Here is a 17222-nt window from a genome sequence, read left to right as displayed (position 1 = left end):
TCGCACACAGGATGAAAGGGGCGTTGGAGCACCGTCACTCGTATTTCAGGCTGGCCGGAGCCGGAGTGCAATGAATGCACTTCGGATTACCGAGTGCAGTCACCGAACGTCGGTTCACCGAAGTCTGCACGCCGGCGTTCGCGACTGTGACCTAAGAGCAGTAGGGTACCAATAAGGATTTCCAAGAAGAAAAACTAATACTACAGCTAGCAGCTCTGGCCTGGGGACGCCCGCCTCAACTCTCCGGCGCACAGCAGGTAGTAGTCGTTGAGCAGATGAAGGAGCTTCCTGCCGAACACATTGCGGGCAGGACGTGTTTGACGAGCTGGCCGGCGCACTTCGAGCGAATGCCATCAAGGGGCAATGGCCAGGCTGGCTGCACGGCGTATCGTCCAGAAGGCCCTGAAGGGCAACTCAAGCCGAATCATGCGCTTGCGGTGCAGGCGGAGCGCAGGAAGCGACTCTCTTGAAGCCCAGCAGCCGCCGAGAAACGACAAGCCGAAGCGCAAGCCCGCAAGAACCAGAACGCCGATCCGGCAGCACAGGCGCGACGCAAGGCGCACATCGCCGCCATCGAATCAATTCTCCGCCCGTAGCGGCTTTGGCCTGCTGGACGTGCCGACCTACCCGCCAAAGCGCACCTAGACCGCAAGGAGTACCGCCATGAAAGCAACGATCCTCTCCCTGTCCATCGCTGCGACTGTCGCGATCGACGCAGGCCTTTCCGCACCCAGCACCGCGAAGGCAAGCGGATTCCCGTCATCGACGCCGCGAACATGACGCAGAACCTGATGAACCACGTCGAGGACATTGCCAAGTTCGTCGAGCAGATCGAGCAATTGAAGGCACAGTTGACGCAGATGCAGCAGCAGTACGACGCGCTGACCGGCACGCGCAACCTCGGCGACATTCTCAACAACCCGGCGTTCCAGGACTACCTGCCGGCGGACTGGCAGAACGTCTACAAGTCGTTGCAGAACGGCGGCTATTCCGGCCTGACGGGCACGGCTGCCGCGATCCGGCGACGCCAACCGCTTGTTCGATGCGTGCGCAGCCAAGCAGGGGCCAGGACAAGACCCTGTGCGAGCGCGCAGCGTCGAAGGCTGCACAGGACAAGGCGTTCTCGCCGATGAGGCGTTCGACAGTGCGCGCAGTCGATGGGATCAGATCGAAGCCTTGATGCGGAAGGTCAACGAAACCCATGACCCCAAGGGCATCGCCGAATTGCAGGCGCGCATCACTGCCGAAACCGCGGCCATCCAGAACGAGCAGGTGAAGATGAACCTGTACGCGATGGCCGCAGAAGCCGAAGACCGGCTGATTCAGCAGCAGCGCCGCGAACGGAATGCGCGCACCTGGAATGCGACCGGTGGCGGAATCCATGCCGATCCGCTGACGTTCTGACAGCAAGGAGAAAAGCCATGACTTCGGCCCCCATGCAGCCCATGTTCCTGCTGATTGAACTTTTCGCTGTCATCCAGCTTGCCCGCTTCTGGTTGTCGCTTCGCCGAAAGGGGTACTTCGGAGTTTGCGTCAATGCCTACACCGTCGCCTTCCTCGTCGATCTGGCCGCGTTCCTGCTGTTTGCGGCACAGCTTCGCACTGGCGGTTGGTGGGCTTCTCGGAAAGCCACCCGGCACGCTTCCTTACTTTCAGGTTCGTCGCGTTTCGTTTGGGCCTCGGTGAACTGCCGAGGCCGCTCGAACACGACAGCGCTACCGCTGAACCATCGCGGCGCTGAAAGCCATTACCGCTCCCACGTCGAGGATCCGTGCATGAAAGCCAAAACGCTAACTCTTGGCCTCTTGGCCCTGTGCGGAATCTTGTCGGCCTGCCACCCCACGGAGCCAACGCGCTCCGTGGAGTGGTTCAAGGAAAACCGCCCTGCGTTGAAAGAAACGATCGCCAGGTGCAACGGCAATCCAGGCGAGCTGGCGGCTACGCCGAACTGCATCAATGCCAGCCGTGCCCAGAAGTGCAATCACCTGGAGCGCAAAAGGCGGCGGCGTGAGGGCTGAACCCATCGACCCGGGAAGAAGAGTAAGTCCATGTCAGCTCCCGACATCATGTTGTTCCAGTTCATTGGGGAAACCGTCGAAAACGCCATCAATGCGTTCGTTGGTCCAGCGGCAAGCAACGTTGCCGGCGCGATCGGCGCAACGGCGCTTACGGGTGCGACCCTGTACTTCGCCATCATGGGCGCGCTGATCATTGCGGGTTATGTGTCCAACCCGTTCTGGGACGTCATCAAGACCAGCATCAAGCTGGCCATCATCGCGGCCGTTTGCCTCAATGCCGGCAACTACATGAACTGGGTCGTATCCAGTATCGACGGCATCCAGGTCGGCATCGCTGGCGCGATCAACACGCTTGGAGGGCCTACGCCTGATTCCATCTACCAGACGCTCGACACGTCCTTGGCTAACGCATTCTCCCTGGTAGGAGAGTGCTTCAAGCACGCAGACGATGCAGGCGTGACGGAGTTCGGAACCGCACTTGGGTGGTGGTTCAGCGGCACTTGCATTGGCATCGGCGCAGTCGGATTCACCCTGCTTGGCGGGGCCATCATCATCGTCTCCAAGTTTGCCCTAGCTGCACTGTTCGCCATCGGCCCGCTGTTCGTGATGTGCCTGATGTGGCCGCCGACGGCGCGCTTCTTCGATTCATGGTTTTCGCAGGCCATGAACTACACGTTCACCATCGTCTTCGTGATGGTGTTCCTGTCCTTCGGGCTTGCCGCGTTCGACAAGTTCATTGATGGCGCAGATGTTTCCGGTGACGGAACGAACTCGCCCGCATTTGCCGCCCTTCAAATCCTCGGATGCTCCGGAATCCTTGCCTACGTGATGGTCAAGGCAAGCGACCTGGCGGCAGGCGTAGCCGGCGTTTCGATGGCTGCCTTGACGCTGAGACAGCCAAGCTTCACCTGTCACCGCACCGGCCAGGGCGACTGCCGGCTTTCAACAAGAGCAGCAATCGCATTCTGACCCCAAGACCGGGCACCAAACGCATTCAAGCCGTTTGGAGCATTTCGCCATGGGCCGAACCATTGCAAACCCTGCCTACCAGCGGGCCTTGTTCGAGCGCGCCAAGGAAGGCTGGACGCGAAACACGGTGAAGGGCAAGTAAGGGCAGACCGTGAGCAGCCGGCTCCCCTATATCGCAATCAGACTGCCAGCGGAATATGCAGCACGCTGGAAGGCGCATTGCGTCAAGCATGGGATGACGAGTAGCGATGCCGGCCGACGCGCCTTGTTTCGCTACATGGGCGATTCGGCCACAACGCGGCCCGTGCGCTTCATGGCAGTCCCGGAAAGCGCGGACAGGACGCGGCATCGCCAGGAGGTCAGGTTTGCCGCATCCGAGGTTCAGGCAATCGACAAGCTGGCGAATGCCGCAGGCGTCTCCCGCCGGAAATACATCGTGAATCTGATTCGGAGCCACTCGCTGCGCACGCCTCAGCTTGGCATGTACCGAGCCTGGCCGTTGTCGGCGCGAATCGAACAAGCAACTCGCCGCCATCGCAGTCTCCTGAATCCAGATTGCCAAGAAGCTGAATTTGGCGAGAGCGCGGACGCCGTGATCGCGCATTGCGACAGACGGAAAGTGTCATCTACGCGCACATCGCCAGTATTCACCCGGTCATGCGCTCCAACCTGGATCGGTGGGTCATCGTGGAGGCATCCAGTGACAACGATTGATGACGCGCTCAAGGCGTGGGATGACAGCTATCACTTCAAGCCGTTGCGAGGCCGGAAGGCAAAGCTGGCATTCACCGGGATTCGCGTCCCGGCATCATCGCCGAAGCCCAAGCGCGTCAGTGGGGTAGTCGCGGCACGCAACCGAGTGAAAGGCATCGTCCGCAAATCGCCAGAAGTCATGGAAGATTTCGGGCGGCGGCGCGGTATGCGCGCCATCAAAGCCCATATGGACTACATCTCGCGCAATGGAGACGTGGCGCTGGAGAACGAGGCTGGTGAAATTTTCCACGGCAAGGAGGAAGTCCGCAGCCTCCGCGATGACTGGAAGTTCGGGCAGTACGGCATCCCCGAGGAAAGCCATCAAAGGAAGCCTTCAACATCGTGCTATCCATGCCGCCCGGAACCGACCGGAAGGCCGTCACTGACGCCGCTAGGAATTCGCCAAGAACGAGTTCGGTGGCAACTTCCACTACGTTTTTGCTACCCACGACGACGAGAAGCATCCGCATGTCCACCTGTGCGTGAACGCACAGGGCGATGATGGAACACGGCTGAACCCCCGCAAGGCCGACCTTCAACGCTGGCGCGAAGGCTTCGCCGAGGCGCTGCGCGAATATGGAATCGAAGCAAACGCCACCCCGAGGCGCGTGCGCGGCGCCCGGCGAAAGACGCGCCGACAGGCTGCGCTGCACGTGGACGGCCAGCGGAGGCGCTTAGAGTCGCCGGAAGCGTCGTTCAAGCCATCGCCAAATGCGATCAAAGGATACGAAGCACTGGCGAAGGCACTGGCACAGGGCGACCAGGAAGACCGTCGGCTTGCCGTCGGTGTAGTCGAAACCGTCAGGGGCATGGTCGCTTCTGGCGGCCCCGATCGCGCAGGCCTCGCACCAACTCAAAAGCAGTCCACCCATGAAGCGCGGAGCGTGCCTGATACGCACAACGCAGGTCGCTTGCCTGCCGACAAGAAACCCCCACGAGCGATAGCCAGGAGCCCCGGAGAACCCTGCATGAAAACCATCCTGATCACCAATCGGAAAGGCGGCGTCGGCAAGTCGGCGATCGCCAGCCAGTACGCACACTACCTCGCGGACAAGCTCGGGCAGCGCGTGCTTTTCATCGACCTAGACAGCCAGGCCAATAGCACCAAGGCGCTCACCGCCAAGCAGGCCGCGACGGCTTCCACCACCAAAGCGGCGGAAGCATTCACGAACAAGACCGCAACGGTGGAATACGGAAACTTCGTTGTCATGCCCGGAACCCCTGAGCTTGACTTTGCTGGACATGGAACAGGCGCGGCGCAACGAGTTTGCCGGCAACTTGCGTTCATTGCTCGCGTTGGCGAGCAGTTCGACGTATGCGTGATCGACACCGCACCCACGCTCGACATTCGCATGAAGGCGGCGGTCATCAGCACCGACTACCTGGTTGCGCCAATTCAACTGGCACAGGAAGCAATCGACGGACTTCGCTCACTCCTGAAAACCGTTTCTGCGGCGAAGGATTCCTTGAATCCCGGCCTGCACTTCATCGGCATCTTGCCGAACCAGGTCATGGATACCCCGTTCCAGAAGGAAAATCTGTCGGCCATCGTGCAGCACCTCGCCAACCTGCTGATCGCTTTGCCGGAGGGTGGATTCGGCCCTGATTCGCCGCACCACAGCCATCGAAGAATCCCAGGCCGAAGGCGTACCGCTCTGGAAGCACGCCAAGACCAGCGCCCGCGATGCGTGGCGCAAGATCGAACCCAGCTTCGCCCATATCGCCTCGACGATGGGCGTTCTCCACACCTCGGCATAAGGAGCCACCCAACATGGCCAAGATTGACCTCGGCGCGCTCGACTTCGTGCAGACCGCGCTTGCGGGCAACGCTAATCCCGCAGGAGAACAAGACGGCAAGGCGGGAATTCCCGCTCGACGTGATCGACGAAGACCCTGACCAGCCGCGCAAGGAGTTCGAGCCGGCGAAGCTGGAAGAACTTGCCGCCAGCATCAAGGAAAGCGGCGTATTGCAGCCCATCACCATCAAACTGCACCTGGAGCTTCCTGGCCGCTATGTCATCCGCTATGCGTCGCTACCGCGCATCAAGGATCGCGGGCAAGACGACCATCCTGGCATTTTCATCTCCCATGAAGGCGACGAGTACGCCCAGGTCATCGAGAACGAGCAGCGGGACAATCTGACGGCACTGGAACTCGCGGCCTTCATCCAGAAAACGGCTTTCTGCCGGTGACAGCAAGACCGAGATCGCCAGGCGGCTCGGCAAGCCAAACAGCTACATCACGAATCATCTTTCTCTGATTGACATGCCGCCCGCGATCCAAGCCGCATGGGACGAAGGGAAGACGCGAAATCCTCAACGGGTGTACGAACCCGGAACCTGCACAAGAAGCATCCGGAGGCCGTCGAAGCATGGTGCGAGGGGCAAGCCGAAATCAGCCGGCAGTCTATTACCCTGTTGGCGGATGAGCTTGCCGGTACTGCCAATGCCGCCAGTGCCGGAGCAGGAAGCCCCAGGCAGCCATCCTGCGCCGAATGCAGACTTCCAGCACCGAGAGCGCTGAAAGTGGAGAGATGGCCGCAGATTGCGTCACAGGGCCAAAGCCGAAGCGAGACAATTCCGTTCCGTCGCACCGAGGGAGTAAAGCGTCTAACGCTTGATGTCCCGCTGATGTTTGTCGAACTGGTCGAGGCGCGTGAACTGACACCGAGCAGGTGCTTGCCGCGTTCATGGCCGATCTTTCGCATACGGTGCAGACAGCAACGGCAGCGACGAGCGTCGCATGGCCGAAGACTGGTTCGACCGCGTGTTGTGGCCGGAATCGGCTGATCAAGCCGCAGTCGGCTAGGCAATCGTCTTGCCGCTTCGCATCGTTCTCCGTCAAGGGCCGGTCGCTTGGCAGCGCCCTTCGGCTCTGCCGTTCCCTTGACGGCGCTTTGCTGCGCGGCTGTTGGTCGCCATGCCAGCAATGCCGGGGCCATCGCTGGCACCAGCGCAGATCACAGGAACGCCACGCATGAAAAATCTCGTCCTTTGGCTTTACGACACCTTTCCCCAACTTCGCCGACCATCTGCCACCCGCGTTGCTGTACCTCGGTCTGTGGGGCCGTGATCGCTATCGCTGCCGCCGTGGTGATCGCCTTTACGGGCTTTGCTTTGTGGTGGTCTATCGCCGGCCTGGTAGGCCGCTTCGTCTTCGCCCCCGCCATGGGTCTTGCTATACCGGCTGCTTGGGGTTCGTCACCGACTGGTGGCCGGAAACCAGCGTTTTTCTGATCCGGTGCATCCTGTCATCCGGCGCGTGGGCAGGATTGCTGATGACCTGCGCCAAAGCAACGAGGCGGATGCCTGACCGGATTTCGTACATACGAAATTCCTGTCCTGAGCCGCCTATACTTCCTCGCGATCCAGATTTCTGCTGACAGAAATTTCGAGGCTTGGAGGACTAAGGCAGGATAGGCCGGGTGTCAGCGTGGTGCACTTTGGCACGTTCCACGTGGAGGACGACATGGGCTATCGCTACGAACAAGTCTTGACCTACGAAGTCGCCCGCGAGCCAAGTTGAACTCGCACATTGCGGATTGCTCGGCTGCTATTGGCGACGAGCGGGAGAAAGACGTACCCGACTTAGGCGCATCGAGCAGATGCACCAGAAGATGCAGGCGCTTTTCAACGAGCGCGAGCGGATGGACATGACTGACGACGACTCCATGTGCCGTGATTGCCAAGTACCGCCGCGAGCCGATTCGTAGGATGATGGGAACTGCATCGGATTGACCGATTGCAACTGCCTGATTGGGGAATCAGAGCATGGGCTACCCGGTTGAGATATTCGAGACGCTCTACGGCTTTCACGAATTCCTGCGCGATACACGCAACATCAAACCCGCCCGCCAAGCCAGCGCCGACGAACTGGCGGGGAAAGTGCAGCGACATAGGCGATGCCCTCTGCCGCATCATCCAAGCAGCACGCACCTACCATCGTTGTCACGGATGAACTGATTTTGGAAATGCCAGGCGTCGCGGAACAGCACGCGGAATCGCTGGGCTTCCGGGGGAAACGCACCTACCAGGAATGCTTGGCGCAGGCCTACGTCTTCTTAGAAATGGAACTAGCTGATGTGGGCGGGTACTGACCACCGCGGGCGTCAAATCGCCATGCTGTGTTGTTGCTTGATACGCGCCCACCGGAGGCGCTCTCCTTTCCCCCAGACCGCGCCTGCCACCCGTTAGGCGTACTGCACCAACACCCAAGTGACAGCCTGCCCGTTGTACGGCGTAAGCATGCGGTTGCCCTTGGCGATGGGTGCGGTCGTGCTGTAAAGCCACCGGGGCCGCCAGACCGCTTTCCGACAGGTTTCGCCCGTGCGGGCATAGGTCGTTCCAATCGGCTTTCTGGTACTAATGGGCTATAAGTCCTCTGCCAAGCCCATCGGGAACATTCCCGACGATCTTTAAACTTGACGAAATCGACAATAACGATATTTGTCGATATCGTCAAGTATCATTTGTCGGCCCACCCTCTAGGAGCTTGTCATGTCATCCGACTTCCCCTTCCCGTCTCAAAGAGACGCGAGAATTGCGAGGTCCACCCAAACCGAGCTTGGCAAGCTCGCCGGGCTGCCTTCGACCACCATTTCGCACTTTGAGAGTGATTCAAGAAAGCCATCCTTCGACAACCTCAGACGACTTCACCAAAGTGCTGGTGGTCAGCACGATTACCTGATGGGCATTACCGATACACCAGATGCGAGTGCAGCCGCCACACGAATAGCCAGGCATCTCTCAAATGCGACGGAAGAGTTGGAAATTTCGATGCTGGAAGCCGTTGCAAAATCAATTGCAGATAGAAGGAAGCCCGAGTAATGGATAGCCTGCGTCGTCGCACGATTGAAGCTAAGGCCGAAGAACTCTTTGCGCGATGCAGACATTTCCAGCCCAAGCACCAATCCCCTCGTAGCGGAATACCTTGATATTCAGGTCACTGCCAAGTCGCCACACATCAATGGCGCATCTGGCTACATTCGTTCTGGCGATGACTTCGCCATCGTCTATGCCACGCATATTGATATGGGCTTCAGCATTTCAGTATTGGTCACGAACTCGGGCACTACATGCTTGACGGGCATCCTGAGCACGTTTTCAGGAATGGAGGAGAACACGCTTCACATGCTGGCTTCGGTTCGGCTGATGCCATCGAACGGGAAGCGGATTATTTCTCTGCCTGCCTCTTGATGCCAAAGGCATTGCAGGCCCCTAATCAATCGAAGCCAGGATGGCATGGCCGCTGTCCTTTCGCTTGCGAAAACGGGCGACGTCGCTGACGGCGGCAGCCCTTCGTTATGCCGAGATTGGCGGCTTACCCGTGGGCATCGTTCAATGTCACCAAGGAAAAGTTGAATTCTGTGCGGCTTATCCGCTACAGAAACATGCAGGCTTTCGGGCACGTCCCTTGATACGCAATGCTAAGGTGCCTACAGGTAGCGCGACACAACGCTTATCCAGTGACCTTGCGGGCATCCTGCGAGCGCAGGAAGATAGCGAAACTGCTGAGGGCCTGCATTGGGTTTCGGGTGCGGATCGCAACGCCGGTTTGATAGAAGAAGTGATTGGCCCGGCAAATTCGGTCGCACTTTGACCGTTCTCACTTTGACGCATCGAAGGGGACGACGAAGAAGACGACCAGCCCTCAGAACGTTGGGAAGAGTCACGGTTTCGTTGAAAGTGGATATGCGTGCTGCAAAAAGATTATGTCATCCTCTCACTAGGCGGGGATTGGCACTGAATTCACGAGTGCCATATCCTCTTCTGAGAGGTTGAAACAGCGCTAATGCGAGCTTTCAATTTGTTCGCGCAGCACAACCGCATTGCGCTCATGAAGCGCTTTCTGGCGCGGGCGTCTGCGCCGCCACTACGGCATCGTTGGCGTCGATCAACTGGCGGACCAGCGCTTCAATCTCTGCGCGCTGCACCGAGTCGCCGATGGGATCGGCAGATGCTCGATGAATTGCTTGCCGTGCGAATAGTATCCACCCCTGAAGGGGCTTGTATGTACCTGGACCATCGCTTCGCTCAGGGATGATGTAGAACTGCCAGCAGGAAGAAATTGCTTTCCGCGCACCGCCCAGCGGGGCGGATCAGATAATAAGGGCCATTCCCGCCGCCGGTCATCATGATGTTGCTCTCATCGCGAAGCATAGCGGGCTTCGAGCGAGAGGATGGGGAGGATAATCTTGGGCTGTCGAACTTCGTCAGGCTTTGGGAACGACCGAACTGGTAGAATTGCCGATCGGTGCAGCAGTGCCGCCGACGACATTGTGTAAGTGCTCCAGCTCAGCCTGCCGGGCTGTCAGATATGCGAAGCACACTGGGAAACGCTGGGTGCTACGTCTGCCGGCTGGATCAGCCGGGCCATTGTGCGGGCATTGTGGACGATCTCGTAGGGAAAGATCACTTCATGCATTCGCTTTGGCACGTGGGGTAGAGCCTGGCATCATGCAGGCAGGGCCGGAGAATGCCGCGCTCGATTGCCAATCTCGGTCGCCCCACCGCAGCGTCACCGTGTCAGCCGTCTCGCCGACGCCCGGAAAATATAGATCGGATCGGCGCTGGTTTGGACGCCGACGAAGATTTCCGCAGCGTCCTTCGCTCGCGGCCGCAGGCCGCCTCGACACGCGCGAACAATGCGCGCGTGTCGGCATCCGCAATTGCCACGGATCATCCGTCGTACCAGCCGCCGGCAGCACATTCTGTAAGCCCGGCGTCCCAGCGCCACGGTTCCAGAGCCTCGACGCGCTCCACCGTCACATCGGCCTTGGCCCTGCCGATCGAGGATCAACAGGCAAGTGTAATTCGCTGCCAACCGTCCGAAGACCTGCTGCACGCCAAAATGCACGATCTCTGATTACGTGGCCTGCCGTTACCAGATCGGCGGAGCGCCCGCCCCGCCTGAATTGTCATGAACTTGTGTGGGATAATGAAGCCAAGCCGCCCATCTGGCCGTACAAGAGACAGGGATCAAATGATAAACAGCGCATACTTGTCGAAATTGTCCTGCCGCGCTGTCGTGTAGGGCGAGGCGACGTTCTGATAAAAAGCGGCCTCTTCCGGGAATATGTTTGCATGTTCTGGATGCGGATGTAGGGCGGATTTCCCACGATCACGTCAAACCCGCCTGTGCCGTTTCCGTGGGGAACTCGTCGGCCCACGAGAACGGGTTGACTTTCTCCAGCAACCGGGCTGGCACGCGCCCCGCGCGGCCACCCATTCCGCTTGGCTGACGAGACTGTTCCCCGCGCGCAGCGTCCCATCCGCTTCCGGCAGAGCCGGCGTGCCCGTGTTCAACACGGTCACGCAGGCCGGTCGCGCCTTCGGTCCTCAATCAGCTTCAGTAGAAGACTAGCGGGCAACCTCGACAGCATTGGCGTCAATGTCCACGCCACGGACATGGGCCAGCAGAATGCGACGCTTTTCTCAAAGGTTAGCCGCCACAGTCCTGCTCCGGCTTCGTAGATCGTCCGGCCGGTATGCACCGCGCGATCGTTGACCTGATACCACGTAAGATAATGGTCAGCCAGCAACTCGAACACCGACAATAGGAAGATGCCGGAGCCGCAAATGTCGGCAACCGTGAATCCCATCAGATCGGCCGGAGCCTTACCGGCGAGGTGTGGGCCAAGCGTGCGCCGCACGATGGCGTCAACGATATAGCGGGGCGTCGGCACGACGCCGCCACTTTCCCGGACTTCCGGCTTACGGACAATCTCGACTGTGCCCGCGGCGTCGATCGTGATGATCTCGCCTTAGAACTGCTTCAAATTCCCGCCGAGCACTTCGGTTTCGACGACAGCGAAGGTGTATGGACTCTGCGGGTAATACAGTTTCATTGATGATTCCGTCAGCACGTCGTCGCTAATGCGGACACCAAGCCGGGCATCGTCCAGAAGCCGGAATAGCACCGGAATCATAGAAGTCATCCGCCCGGCGCAGCTTGCCATCAAAGCATTGAAACTATCGGCACCAGCAAGACCGCGCAAGGTTTCATAGCGTTCAATGTCTCTGTCTTCACAGATGCGCAGGAAGACGATCCGCAGCAGGAAAGTTGAACCGCATAGGTCGTTTCGCTATCAGAGAAAAGCCCAGGTGTGTTCCTGTGCATGTCCTGGTGCCAATCGTTCACGCCAAGAGCGCACTTGGCGCAAGAAAAATCATCAAACCAGACCGGCCCCGTGGTGCTGTGACATCGACCGAGAAAAAGGCGGTCGAAATCACCCGAATAGACTGCCTTCGCGTGAGAGCAGGGCCACAGTTCATCAAATCGCGCCTCAAACTCGTCATAACGAACCAGGAGGATGCGGGCGACATGCTTCCTCTGCCGTCAGGCTGGGGCTGGCAATCATAAACTGCGAGTTGGTGAAAATTAGTCAGGATAGCGATAGGCAGGCTGGCGGAATACCCGTAGCGCCGCGGGTCTGGAACGCCGCATCCCTGCTGCGGTCGATATGGACGCTCGGCTTCTTGGCTTCGACAAACAGCTTTCGTTGGCGAGCAAGACAACTCATAGTCTGGCTTTCTGGAGAGTCGCCTTCACCAACCTCAACAGTGGCCTCTTCAATGACTTCTCGGAGGCCAAGCGGTTGGCCGGCTGCATTGTGGACATCCCACCCAAACGCAGCGAGCAGTGGCGTGATGAAGTCCGTACGCGCTTGCGTTTCGTTGTAGGCGACTGGAGATAGTCTCTTCGTTTCCTGCCTAAAGTCTGAACCGTTTCGCTAACGCGAGCGCGCAGCAGCCTTAGCGCCTGCGTTGTCTATACCACATCGCCCCGCAATGCTTTCTGGGTCGCTGGCGCTTACGCGAGTTTCTCCGATCGCGCATCTTCATCCAGACGCCTTTAAGCAACTCGCAATCGGATGGACAGGCTTTCTCCATGTGGTCGCGTAGAATTACGCGAGCATTCTCTTCCAACACGGTATCCAGGTAGTCCGTGCACGAACCAGTTTATCCACTTCGGTCAGCGGCATCGCCCCGTTTAGCGTCGTTGCGCATCAACAGCCTTTCGGCTTCGGTTGGTTCTAGTTCGAGAACGCCACCGCCATACGCTTCGTCCCTCAATCTCTGCTGAAGCGGCTGTGAGCCATGTATAGGTGTTGGCAGCCTGCTCCGTCTTCGCACCTGCTGCGAAGACGATGGATCGTATCCGTGGATGTCGCGCTCGAAGCGTTCAACACCATGCGAGGAAAATCAGATTTGCCGAAAAGCAAAGCCATCCGGCACCCACACGGACGGAACTAAGCACCACGGCTTGCGGATCGAACACTTGTAGCCTTTGTGAAATTCCTTACGCTCGCCGTCTTCAATGTAGCGGCGCAGTTTGGCCGTCAACTGCCGGCCTGCGCTTGGTCGATATTCAGCAGAGGATGCGATCTCCAGCCGCCGCCAAGGTTTTCCAGTCTGCCTTGCCAATTTTGCTTCCCTGCAGCTGGGCTGATCGGGAGACAAGAGGCGTCGTATACCCTTCGAGACCTAGAGTGGAGACTTTAATCGGCCGACAAACAAAAATTCGTTCTTGCCCGTGACCACTCCAACGTCAATGCTTGCATGGGTGGACATGGGCGCGAACTGCTATCTCAGCTTCTCGCAGCGCACGCATGAAGGAGATTTGCCGGTTATCGAGGAAGTATTTCAGCCATTTTTCGCTATCATGGCAAATTGTCTTTGGCTTCTGCCCGCCCAAGCAGGAGTGTTGGCGTGCTACCCGTAATGTCGGAAACGGTTTGCGCTTCAGTGAGAGCCAATATCGATAAAGTCATTATTTTCTGACGCCGCAGTCAAGGCCCATCCGCCAGCAGTAGAACAACTTCCTGTCTGGCGTTTTCGAAGAACAGCCATTGCACGCAATCACGTCGATTCGTGCGAAGTGATCGGTCAAGTAGGATCGTAGCTGTGCTGCATAGTGACTGGCAGAATTTCTGCTGGTTCGAATGAATCATGCCAAAGGCGGGAAATCCACTTGCAGGGCTTGTTAGGATGCGTACGGGCAGAGGGCTGACTATCAACACCAAGATTACGGTCAAGCATCCGCGAGGCGTCGTGCGGGCGGAGTCGGCGTCGACGCCCACGGATGTCGTCGAGCGGGTCACGCCGGAGTTGGGGAGTCTCGCCGCCAAGCAGTCCGTTCGCGCGACTGCCTGTATCTATTGCGGATCGACCGCTCGATTGTCCAACGAACATGTCGTTCCCTACGCGTGGGGCGGCAACTTGCAGATCTTCGACGGCTCCTGCGAGCCCTGCCGCCTGATCACTTCCCGGTTCGAGAATTTCGCCTTGAACGATGGCGCCATGGTACACGTGCGCAAGGCGCGCGGAATCCAGTCGCGATCGAAACACGAGAACAGCCGCAAGGAGGTGGCGGTCACACTGGTGCGGCCGGGCAGCGAACAGGTCGAACGCTTCCCCACATCCGAAGTGCCGCTGATCCTCGGCTTCCCGTGGCTGGGACGGCCCGGGACCTTCGTCGGCGTCGAATCGAAGGGACTCACACTCGAAGGCTGGGTGACGACCTCTTACGGCGAGGAAGTCCAGCGCTTCCTGGCCGAGCACGGGGCGACCGGCATGCGAGTTGAGGAATCCGCAAAACGTCCGGTCGCATTCGCCAGGACGCTTGCAAAGATCGCCTACGGCTATGCCTGGATCGATGGCGTCTTCGATACGGTTCAAGGAGGAGACGAATTGGTGCGGGCTTTCATACAAGAGCCAGACCGCATCGGTGCTTTCGTCGGCATGAAGCCGCCGCCTTTTGAACGCTATCCAAACTATCAATTGCGTCTGGAATACAAACTGTGGATGCCGGGCTTGTTGGTCTACATGGAAGTCCAGCCGTTCGCGGATACGCCGGCGCCGACCTACGAAGTGCTACTGGGACGCTGCGAGAGCGTCCGCGCATGGAGGCGCCTGCGCGCCCGGTTCGGATCGGGATTCGAGTCGGCATTCTAGAATCAATCGGCCGTCGATGGGGCCAGGGCTGAAGTTCTCCTTTTGGCCGAACTCGGCCGGTCAGTGCACTGCCGGACGTGGTCAGTCGAGTTGCTGGGCGTGGCAAATTCATCCGGCCAAGCCGATCAACTGGCGTGGCGATCGTGGTCAGATCGGTGGTGGTTTGCAGTCCGATTTGCGGGCGAAGCTGCTTATTAAAGCTGGCGAAGACCACTCAGGGGCGCCCGTCCGTTTGCTCGGGCGGCCAAACTTGACGAGAATTGGCCGGCCAAATATCGCCAGAACGCGCAGAAGCCGCAACCACCTCAGCGGCGCAGGGCCAGCAGCAGCACGCCGCCGGCGATCATCGCGATGCCGAGCCAATCACGCAGCGACGGGCGTTCTCCCAGCAGCAACACGGCGAACACCGCGACCAGCAGCACGCTGGCCTTGTCCACCGCCGCCACCTGCGCGGCATCGCCAACTTGCAAGGCGCGGAAATAACAGACCCAGGAAGCGCCGGTTGCCAGCGCGGACAGGCCGAGGAACAGCCAGACCCGTGGCGACAGCGCGGCCGGGTTGGTCCATTTGCCGGTGGCGGCCACAAAGCCGCCGAGGACGACGAGGATCATCACCGTGCGGATCAGGGTCGCGTAGTCGGAGTTCACCCCGACCAGGCCGAGTTTCGCGAAGATCGCGGTCATCGCCGCGAACACCGCCGCCAGCGCTGCCCACAGGAACCATGTCTGCGTCATGTGGCCTCCAGCGAAATACGGGGCGGGTCCGGTGCCTGACTTTGTGGGCCGATCGTAGCTCGGAACGGCGGCGGCGGACTGGTCCGGCATGGCGGAAGCGACCCTGTCCCTGGGGTCCCGTGCCTTCCACGAGCCTGTCGCGACTGCCGGCATAATGGGCGGCATCCACCCGGGGAGCCGTGATGCTGCTGGACACCATCGAACAGGACACCGGCCCCAACCCGCAATGGACGGTGCTGTGGCTGCACGGCCTCGGTGCCGACGGCCACGATTTCGCGCCGATCGTGCCGGAGCTGGTGCGTCGGAGTTGGCCGGCGATCCGCTTCGTGTTTCCACACGCGCCGGTGCGGCCGGTGACGATCAATGGCGGCATGCATATGCGGGCCTGGTACGACATCACCAGTTTCGAGTTCGGTGACCTGGCGCAACGCGCGGATCGCGCTGGCGTGGCCGAATCGGTGGCGCAGGTCGAGGCGCTGATTGCGCGCGAGGCCGAGCGCGGCATTCCCGCCAGCCGCATGCTGCTGGCTGGGTTCTCGCAGGGCGGCGCTGTGACCCTGGCGGCCGGGCTGGCACGCAAGACGCCGCTGGCTGGCTTGATCGCGCTGTCCACCTATTTGCCGATGACCGCGGAACAAGCGCAGGCGGCGTTGCAGCCGGGCGCCAATGCGCAGCCGCTGTTCATGGCCCACGGCCTGTTCGATCCGGTGGTGCCGGTGGCGGCCGGTGATGCCTCGACGAAGACGTTGCGCGGGCTCGGCTTCGATGTGGCCTGGCAGCACTATCCGATGCAGCATCAGGTCTGCGGCGAGGAAATCCGTGCGCTGGGCGAGTGGATCGAAGCGCGGCTGGCGGTGCCGGCGAGATGACGGCGGCGAAGCGAGGCGGCTAACATCGCAGGCGGTGATCGCTGGCGGGGAGACCACGCGATGGAGGCAGCGGCAGTGCAGGTGCTGATCGTCGACGACGAGCCGCTGGCCCGCGCGCGCCTGCGCAACTTGCTGACTGGGCAAGCGGGGTTCGAAGTGTGCGGCGAAGCCGGCGATGGCCCATCCGCGCTGGCGGCCTGCGCGGACACTGCCCCCGACCTCGTGTTGCTGGATATTTCCATGCCCGGCATGGACGGCCTGGAAACCGCGCGCCAGCTGGCCGAACTGGAAACGCCGCCGGCGGTGGTGTTCTGCACCGCCTTCGATGCCCACGCGCTGTCGGCCTTCGAGGCACAGGCGATCGACTATCTGGTCAAGCCGGTCCGCGCAGAGCGCTTGGCCGCCGCGCTGGACAAGGTGCGGACCTTCCTCGCCGGTCGCGAGCGCAAGCAGGAAGGTGCAAGCCAGGCCGCCGCGCGCAGCCATCTGGCGGCGCGCCTGCGCGGCAGCCTGCGGCTGATTCCGATTGAAGACATCCGCTATCTGCAGGCCGACGAGAAATACGTGGTCGTCCACCACGCGCGCGGCGAGGATCTGATAGAGGAATCCTTGAAGTCACTGGAGACCGAATTTTCCGGGCGCTTCGTGCGCATCCACCGCAACTGCCTCGTTGCACGCGATGAGATCGTGGAACTGCGGCGCTCCCCGGAAGGCAATGTGCATGCAGTGCTGCGGCATGTCGAGACGCCGCTGGAAATCAGCCGCCGCTGCCTGACCCAGCTGCGCGAGACGTTGCGGCATCTGTGACGGATCGTTCCTGACCGTGGTGTTTACGCCGTTCCCGGACGGGGTGTTTGCGCCGTTCCTGGACGGGATGCTCAAAGCCGTTCGTGGTGAGCCTGTCGAACCATGAACGGCGGCACC

18 protein-coding genes and 1 pseudogene are annotated in these 17222 nt (G+C 60.2%); 14 read left to right on the top strand and 5 right to left on the bottom strand.

Annotated elements, in window-relative coordinates:
• Positions 1-776 precede the first annotated feature (776 nt).
• From M9902_RS07655 to M9902_RS07625, 7 genes and pseudogenes are all read left to right on the top strand, one after another.
• Complete coding sequence (locus tag M9902_RS07655; protein ID WP_297221993.1) at positions 777-1133, top strand: type IV secretion system protein; 357 nt, start codon at positions 777-779, stop codon at positions 1131-1133.
• A complete protein-coding gene (locus M9902_RS07650) occupies positions 1081-1404 on the top strand; it encodes a type IV secretion system protein (RefSeq protein ID WP_297222079.1) in 324 nt (107 codons plus the stop codon). The genes M9902_RS07655 and M9902_RS07650 overlap by 53 nt, the downstream gene beginning before the upstream one ends.
• A gap of 17 nt (positions 1405-1421) precedes the next feature.
• On the top strand, positions 1422-2018 hold the full coding sequence (locus M9902_RS07645) for an EexN family lipoprotein (protein ID WP_297221991.1): 597 nt from the start codon (positions 1422-1424) through the stop codon (positions 2016-2018).
• Positions 2019-2048: 30 nt separating this feature from the next.
• Positions 2049-2987, top strand: a complete 939-nt coding sequence (locus M9902_RS07640) for a type IV secretion system protein (protein WP_297221989.1) — start codon at positions 2049-2051, stop codon at positions 2985-2987.
• A gap of 700 nt (positions 2988-3687) precedes the next feature.
• Positions 3688-4242, top strand: a complete 555-nt coding sequence (locus M9902_RS07635; protein ID WP_297221987.1) for a hypothetical protein — start codon at positions 3688-3690, stop codon at positions 4240-4242.
• A pseudogene (locus M9902_RS07630) lies at positions 4196-4309 on the top strand (hypothetical protein); the annotation flags it as partial. The gene M9902_RS07635 and the pseudogene M9902_RS07630, both read left to right, overlap by 47 nt.
• Before the next feature lie 240 nt (positions 4310-4549).
• Entirely contained in the window at positions 4550-5932 is a 1383-nt protein-coding gene (locus M9902_RS07625; RefSeq protein ID WP_343231878.1) for an AAA family ATPase, read from the top strand.
• A 985-nt stretch (positions 5933-6917) separates the two neighbouring features.
• Here the strand turns inward: M9902_RS07625 and M9902_RS07620 are convergent.
• A complete protein-coding gene (locus M9902_RS07620; RefSeq protein ID WP_297221985.1) occupies positions 6918-7067 on the bottom strand; it encodes a hypothetical protein in 150 nt (49 codons plus the stop codon).
• A gap of 443 nt (positions 7068-7510) precedes the next feature.
• Here M9902_RS07620 and M9902_RS07615 point away from each other — a divergent pair, with 443 nt between their 5' ends.
• From M9902_RS07615 to M9902_RS07600, 4 genes are all read left to right on the top strand, one after another.
• Positions 7511-7702 carry a hypothetical protein gene (locus M9902_RS07615; RefSeq protein ID WP_297221983.1) on the top strand — a complete coding sequence of 64 codons (192 nt, stop codon included), beginning with the start codon at positions 7511-7513 and terminating at the stop codon, positions 7700-7702.
• Between the two features lie 534 nt (positions 7703-8236).
• The gene (locus tag M9902_RS07610) at positions 8237-8566 is read left to right on the top strand and encodes a helix-turn-helix transcriptional regulator (protein ID WP_297221981.1); all 330 of its coding nucleotides are present in this window, start codon (positions 8237-8239) and stop codon (positions 8564-8566) included.
• Positions 8567-8814: 248 nt separating this feature from the next.
• Positions 8815-9024, top strand: a complete 210-nt coding sequence (locus M9902_RS07605; RefSeq protein WP_297221979.1) for a hypothetical protein — start codon at positions 8815-8817, stop codon at positions 9022-9024.
• Entirely contained in the window at positions 8976-9338 is a 363-nt protein-coding gene (locus M9902_RS07600; protein WP_297221977.1) for a hypothetical protein, read from the top strand. Before M9902_RS07605 ends, M9902_RS07600 begins: the two co-directional genes overlap by 49 nt.
• Before the next feature lie 1318 nt (positions 9339-10656).
• On the opposite strand, the gene M9902_RS07595 is transcribed toward M9902_RS07600, so the two are convergent.
• From M9902_RS07595 to M9902_RS07585, 3 genes are all read right to left on the bottom strand, one after another.
• Positions 10657-11010 carry an Eco57I restriction-modification methylase domain-containing protein gene (locus M9902_RS07595; RefSeq protein WP_297221975.1) on the bottom strand — a complete coding sequence of 118 codons (354 nt, stop codon included), beginning with the start codon at positions 11008-11010 and terminating at the stop codon, positions 10657-10659.
• A 39-nt stretch (positions 11011-11049) separates the two neighbouring features.
• Positions 11050-11424 carry a hypothetical protein gene (locus M9902_RS07590; RefSeq protein ID WP_297221973.1) on the bottom strand — a complete coding sequence of 125 codons (375 nt, stop codon included), beginning with the start codon at positions 11422-11424 and terminating at the stop codon, positions 11050-11052.
• Positions 11425-11502: 78 nt separating this feature from the next.
• Positions 11503-11736 (bottom strand): hypothetical protein, encoded by a 234-nt coding sequence (locus M9902_RS07585; RefSeq protein WP_297221971.1) that lies wholly within the window; start codon positions 11734-11736, stop codon positions 11503-11505.
• A gap of 1993 nt (positions 11737-13729) precedes the next feature.
• On the opposite strand from M9902_RS07585, the gene M9902_RS07580 reads away from it, so the two are divergent.
• Positions 13730-14695, top strand: a complete 966-nt coding sequence (locus M9902_RS07580) for a hypothetical protein (protein WP_297221969.1) — start codon at positions 13730-13732, stop codon at positions 14693-14695.
• Positions 14696-15000: 305 nt separating this feature from the next.
• Here the strand turns inward: M9902_RS07580 and M9902_RS07575 are convergent, their stop codons facing one another.
• Complete coding sequence (locus M9902_RS07575; protein WP_297221967.1) at positions 15001-15429, bottom strand: EamA family transporter; 429 nt, start codon at positions 15427-15429, stop codon at positions 15001-15003.
• Between the two features lie 182 nt (positions 15430-15611).
• On the opposite strand from M9902_RS07575, the gene M9902_RS07570 reads away from it, so the two are divergent.
• Positions 15612-16298 carry an alpha/beta hydrolase gene (locus tag M9902_RS07570; protein WP_297221965.1) on the top strand — a complete coding sequence of 229 codons (687 nt, stop codon included), beginning with the start codon at positions 15612-15614 and terminating at the stop codon, positions 16296-16298.
• Between the two features lie 60 nt (positions 16299-16358).
• A complete protein-coding gene (locus M9902_RS07565) occupies positions 16359-17105 on the top strand; it encodes a LytTR family DNA-binding domain-containing protein (protein ID WP_297221963.1) in 747 nt (248 codons plus the stop codon).
• Positions 17106-17222: the final 117 nt, after the last annotated feature.

The organism is Thermomonas sp., assembly GCF_023953935.1.
GTDB lineage: Bacteria > Pseudomonadota > Gammaproteobacteria > Xanthomonadales > Xanthomonadaceae > Thermomonas.
Note: the sequence above shows the minus strand (reverse complement) of the source record. Positions and strands in the feature narration are given on the sequence as shown.

Excerpts from the sequence above, each read along its gene's own strand:
- M9902_RS07600 (WP_297221977.1), top strand. The coding sequence starts at position 8,976 with ATGGCATGGCCGCTGTCCTTTCGCTTGCGAAAACGGGCGACGTCGCTG.
- M9902_RS07565 (WP_297221963.1), top strand. The coding sequence starts at position 16,359 with ATGGAGGCAGCGGCAGTGCAGGTGCTGATCGTCGACGACGAGCCGCTG.
- M9902_RS07580 (WP_297221969.1), top strand. The coding sequence starts at position 13,730 with ATGCGTACGGGCAGAGGGCTGACTATCAACACCAAGATTACGGTCAAG.
- M9902_RS07645 (WP_297221991.1), top strand. The coding sequence starts at position 1,422 with ATGACTTCGGCCCCCATGCAGCCCATGTTCCTGCTGATTGAACTTTTC.
- M9902_RS07615 (WP_297221983.1), top strand. The coding sequence starts at position 7,511 with ATGGGCTACCCGGTTGAGATATTCGAGACGCTCTACGGCTTTCACGAA.
- M9902_RS07655 (WP_297221993.1), top strand. The coding sequence starts at position 777 with ATGACGCAGAACCTGATGAACCACGTCGAGGACATTGCCAAGTTCGTC.
- M9902_RS07605 (WP_297221979.1), top strand. The coding sequence starts at position 8,815 with ATGCTTGACGGGCATCCTGAGCACGTTTTCAGGAATGGAGGAGAACAC.
- M9902_RS07625 (WP_343231878.1), top strand. The coding sequence starts at position 4,550 with ATGGTCGCTTCTGGCGGCCCCGATCGCGCAGGCCTCGCACCAACTCAA.
- M9902_RS07640 (WP_297221989.1), top strand. The coding sequence starts at position 2,049 with ATGTCAGCTCCCGACATCATGTTGTTCCAGTTCATTGGGGAAACCGTC.
- M9902_RS07570 (WP_297221965.1), top strand. The coding sequence starts at position 15,612 with ATGCTGCTGGACACCATCGAACAGGACACCGGCCCCAACCCGCAATGG.
- M9902_RS07575 (WP_297221967.1), bottom strand. The coding sequence starts at position 15,429 with ATGACGCAGACATGGTTCCTGTGGGCAGCGCTGGCGGCGGTGTTCGCG.
- M9902_RS07595 (WP_297221975.1), bottom strand. The coding sequence starts at position 11,010 with ATGGGACGCTGCGCGCGGGGAACAGTCTCGTCAGCCAAGCGGAATGGG.
- M9902_RS07610 (WP_297221981.1), top strand. The coding sequence starts at position 8,237 with ATGTCATCCGACTTCCCCTTCCCGTCTCAAAGAGACGCGAGAATTGCG.
- M9902_RS07620 (WP_297221985.1), bottom strand. The coding sequence starts at position 7,067 with ATGTACGAAATCCGGTCAGGCATCCGCCTCGTTGCTTTGGCGCAGGTC.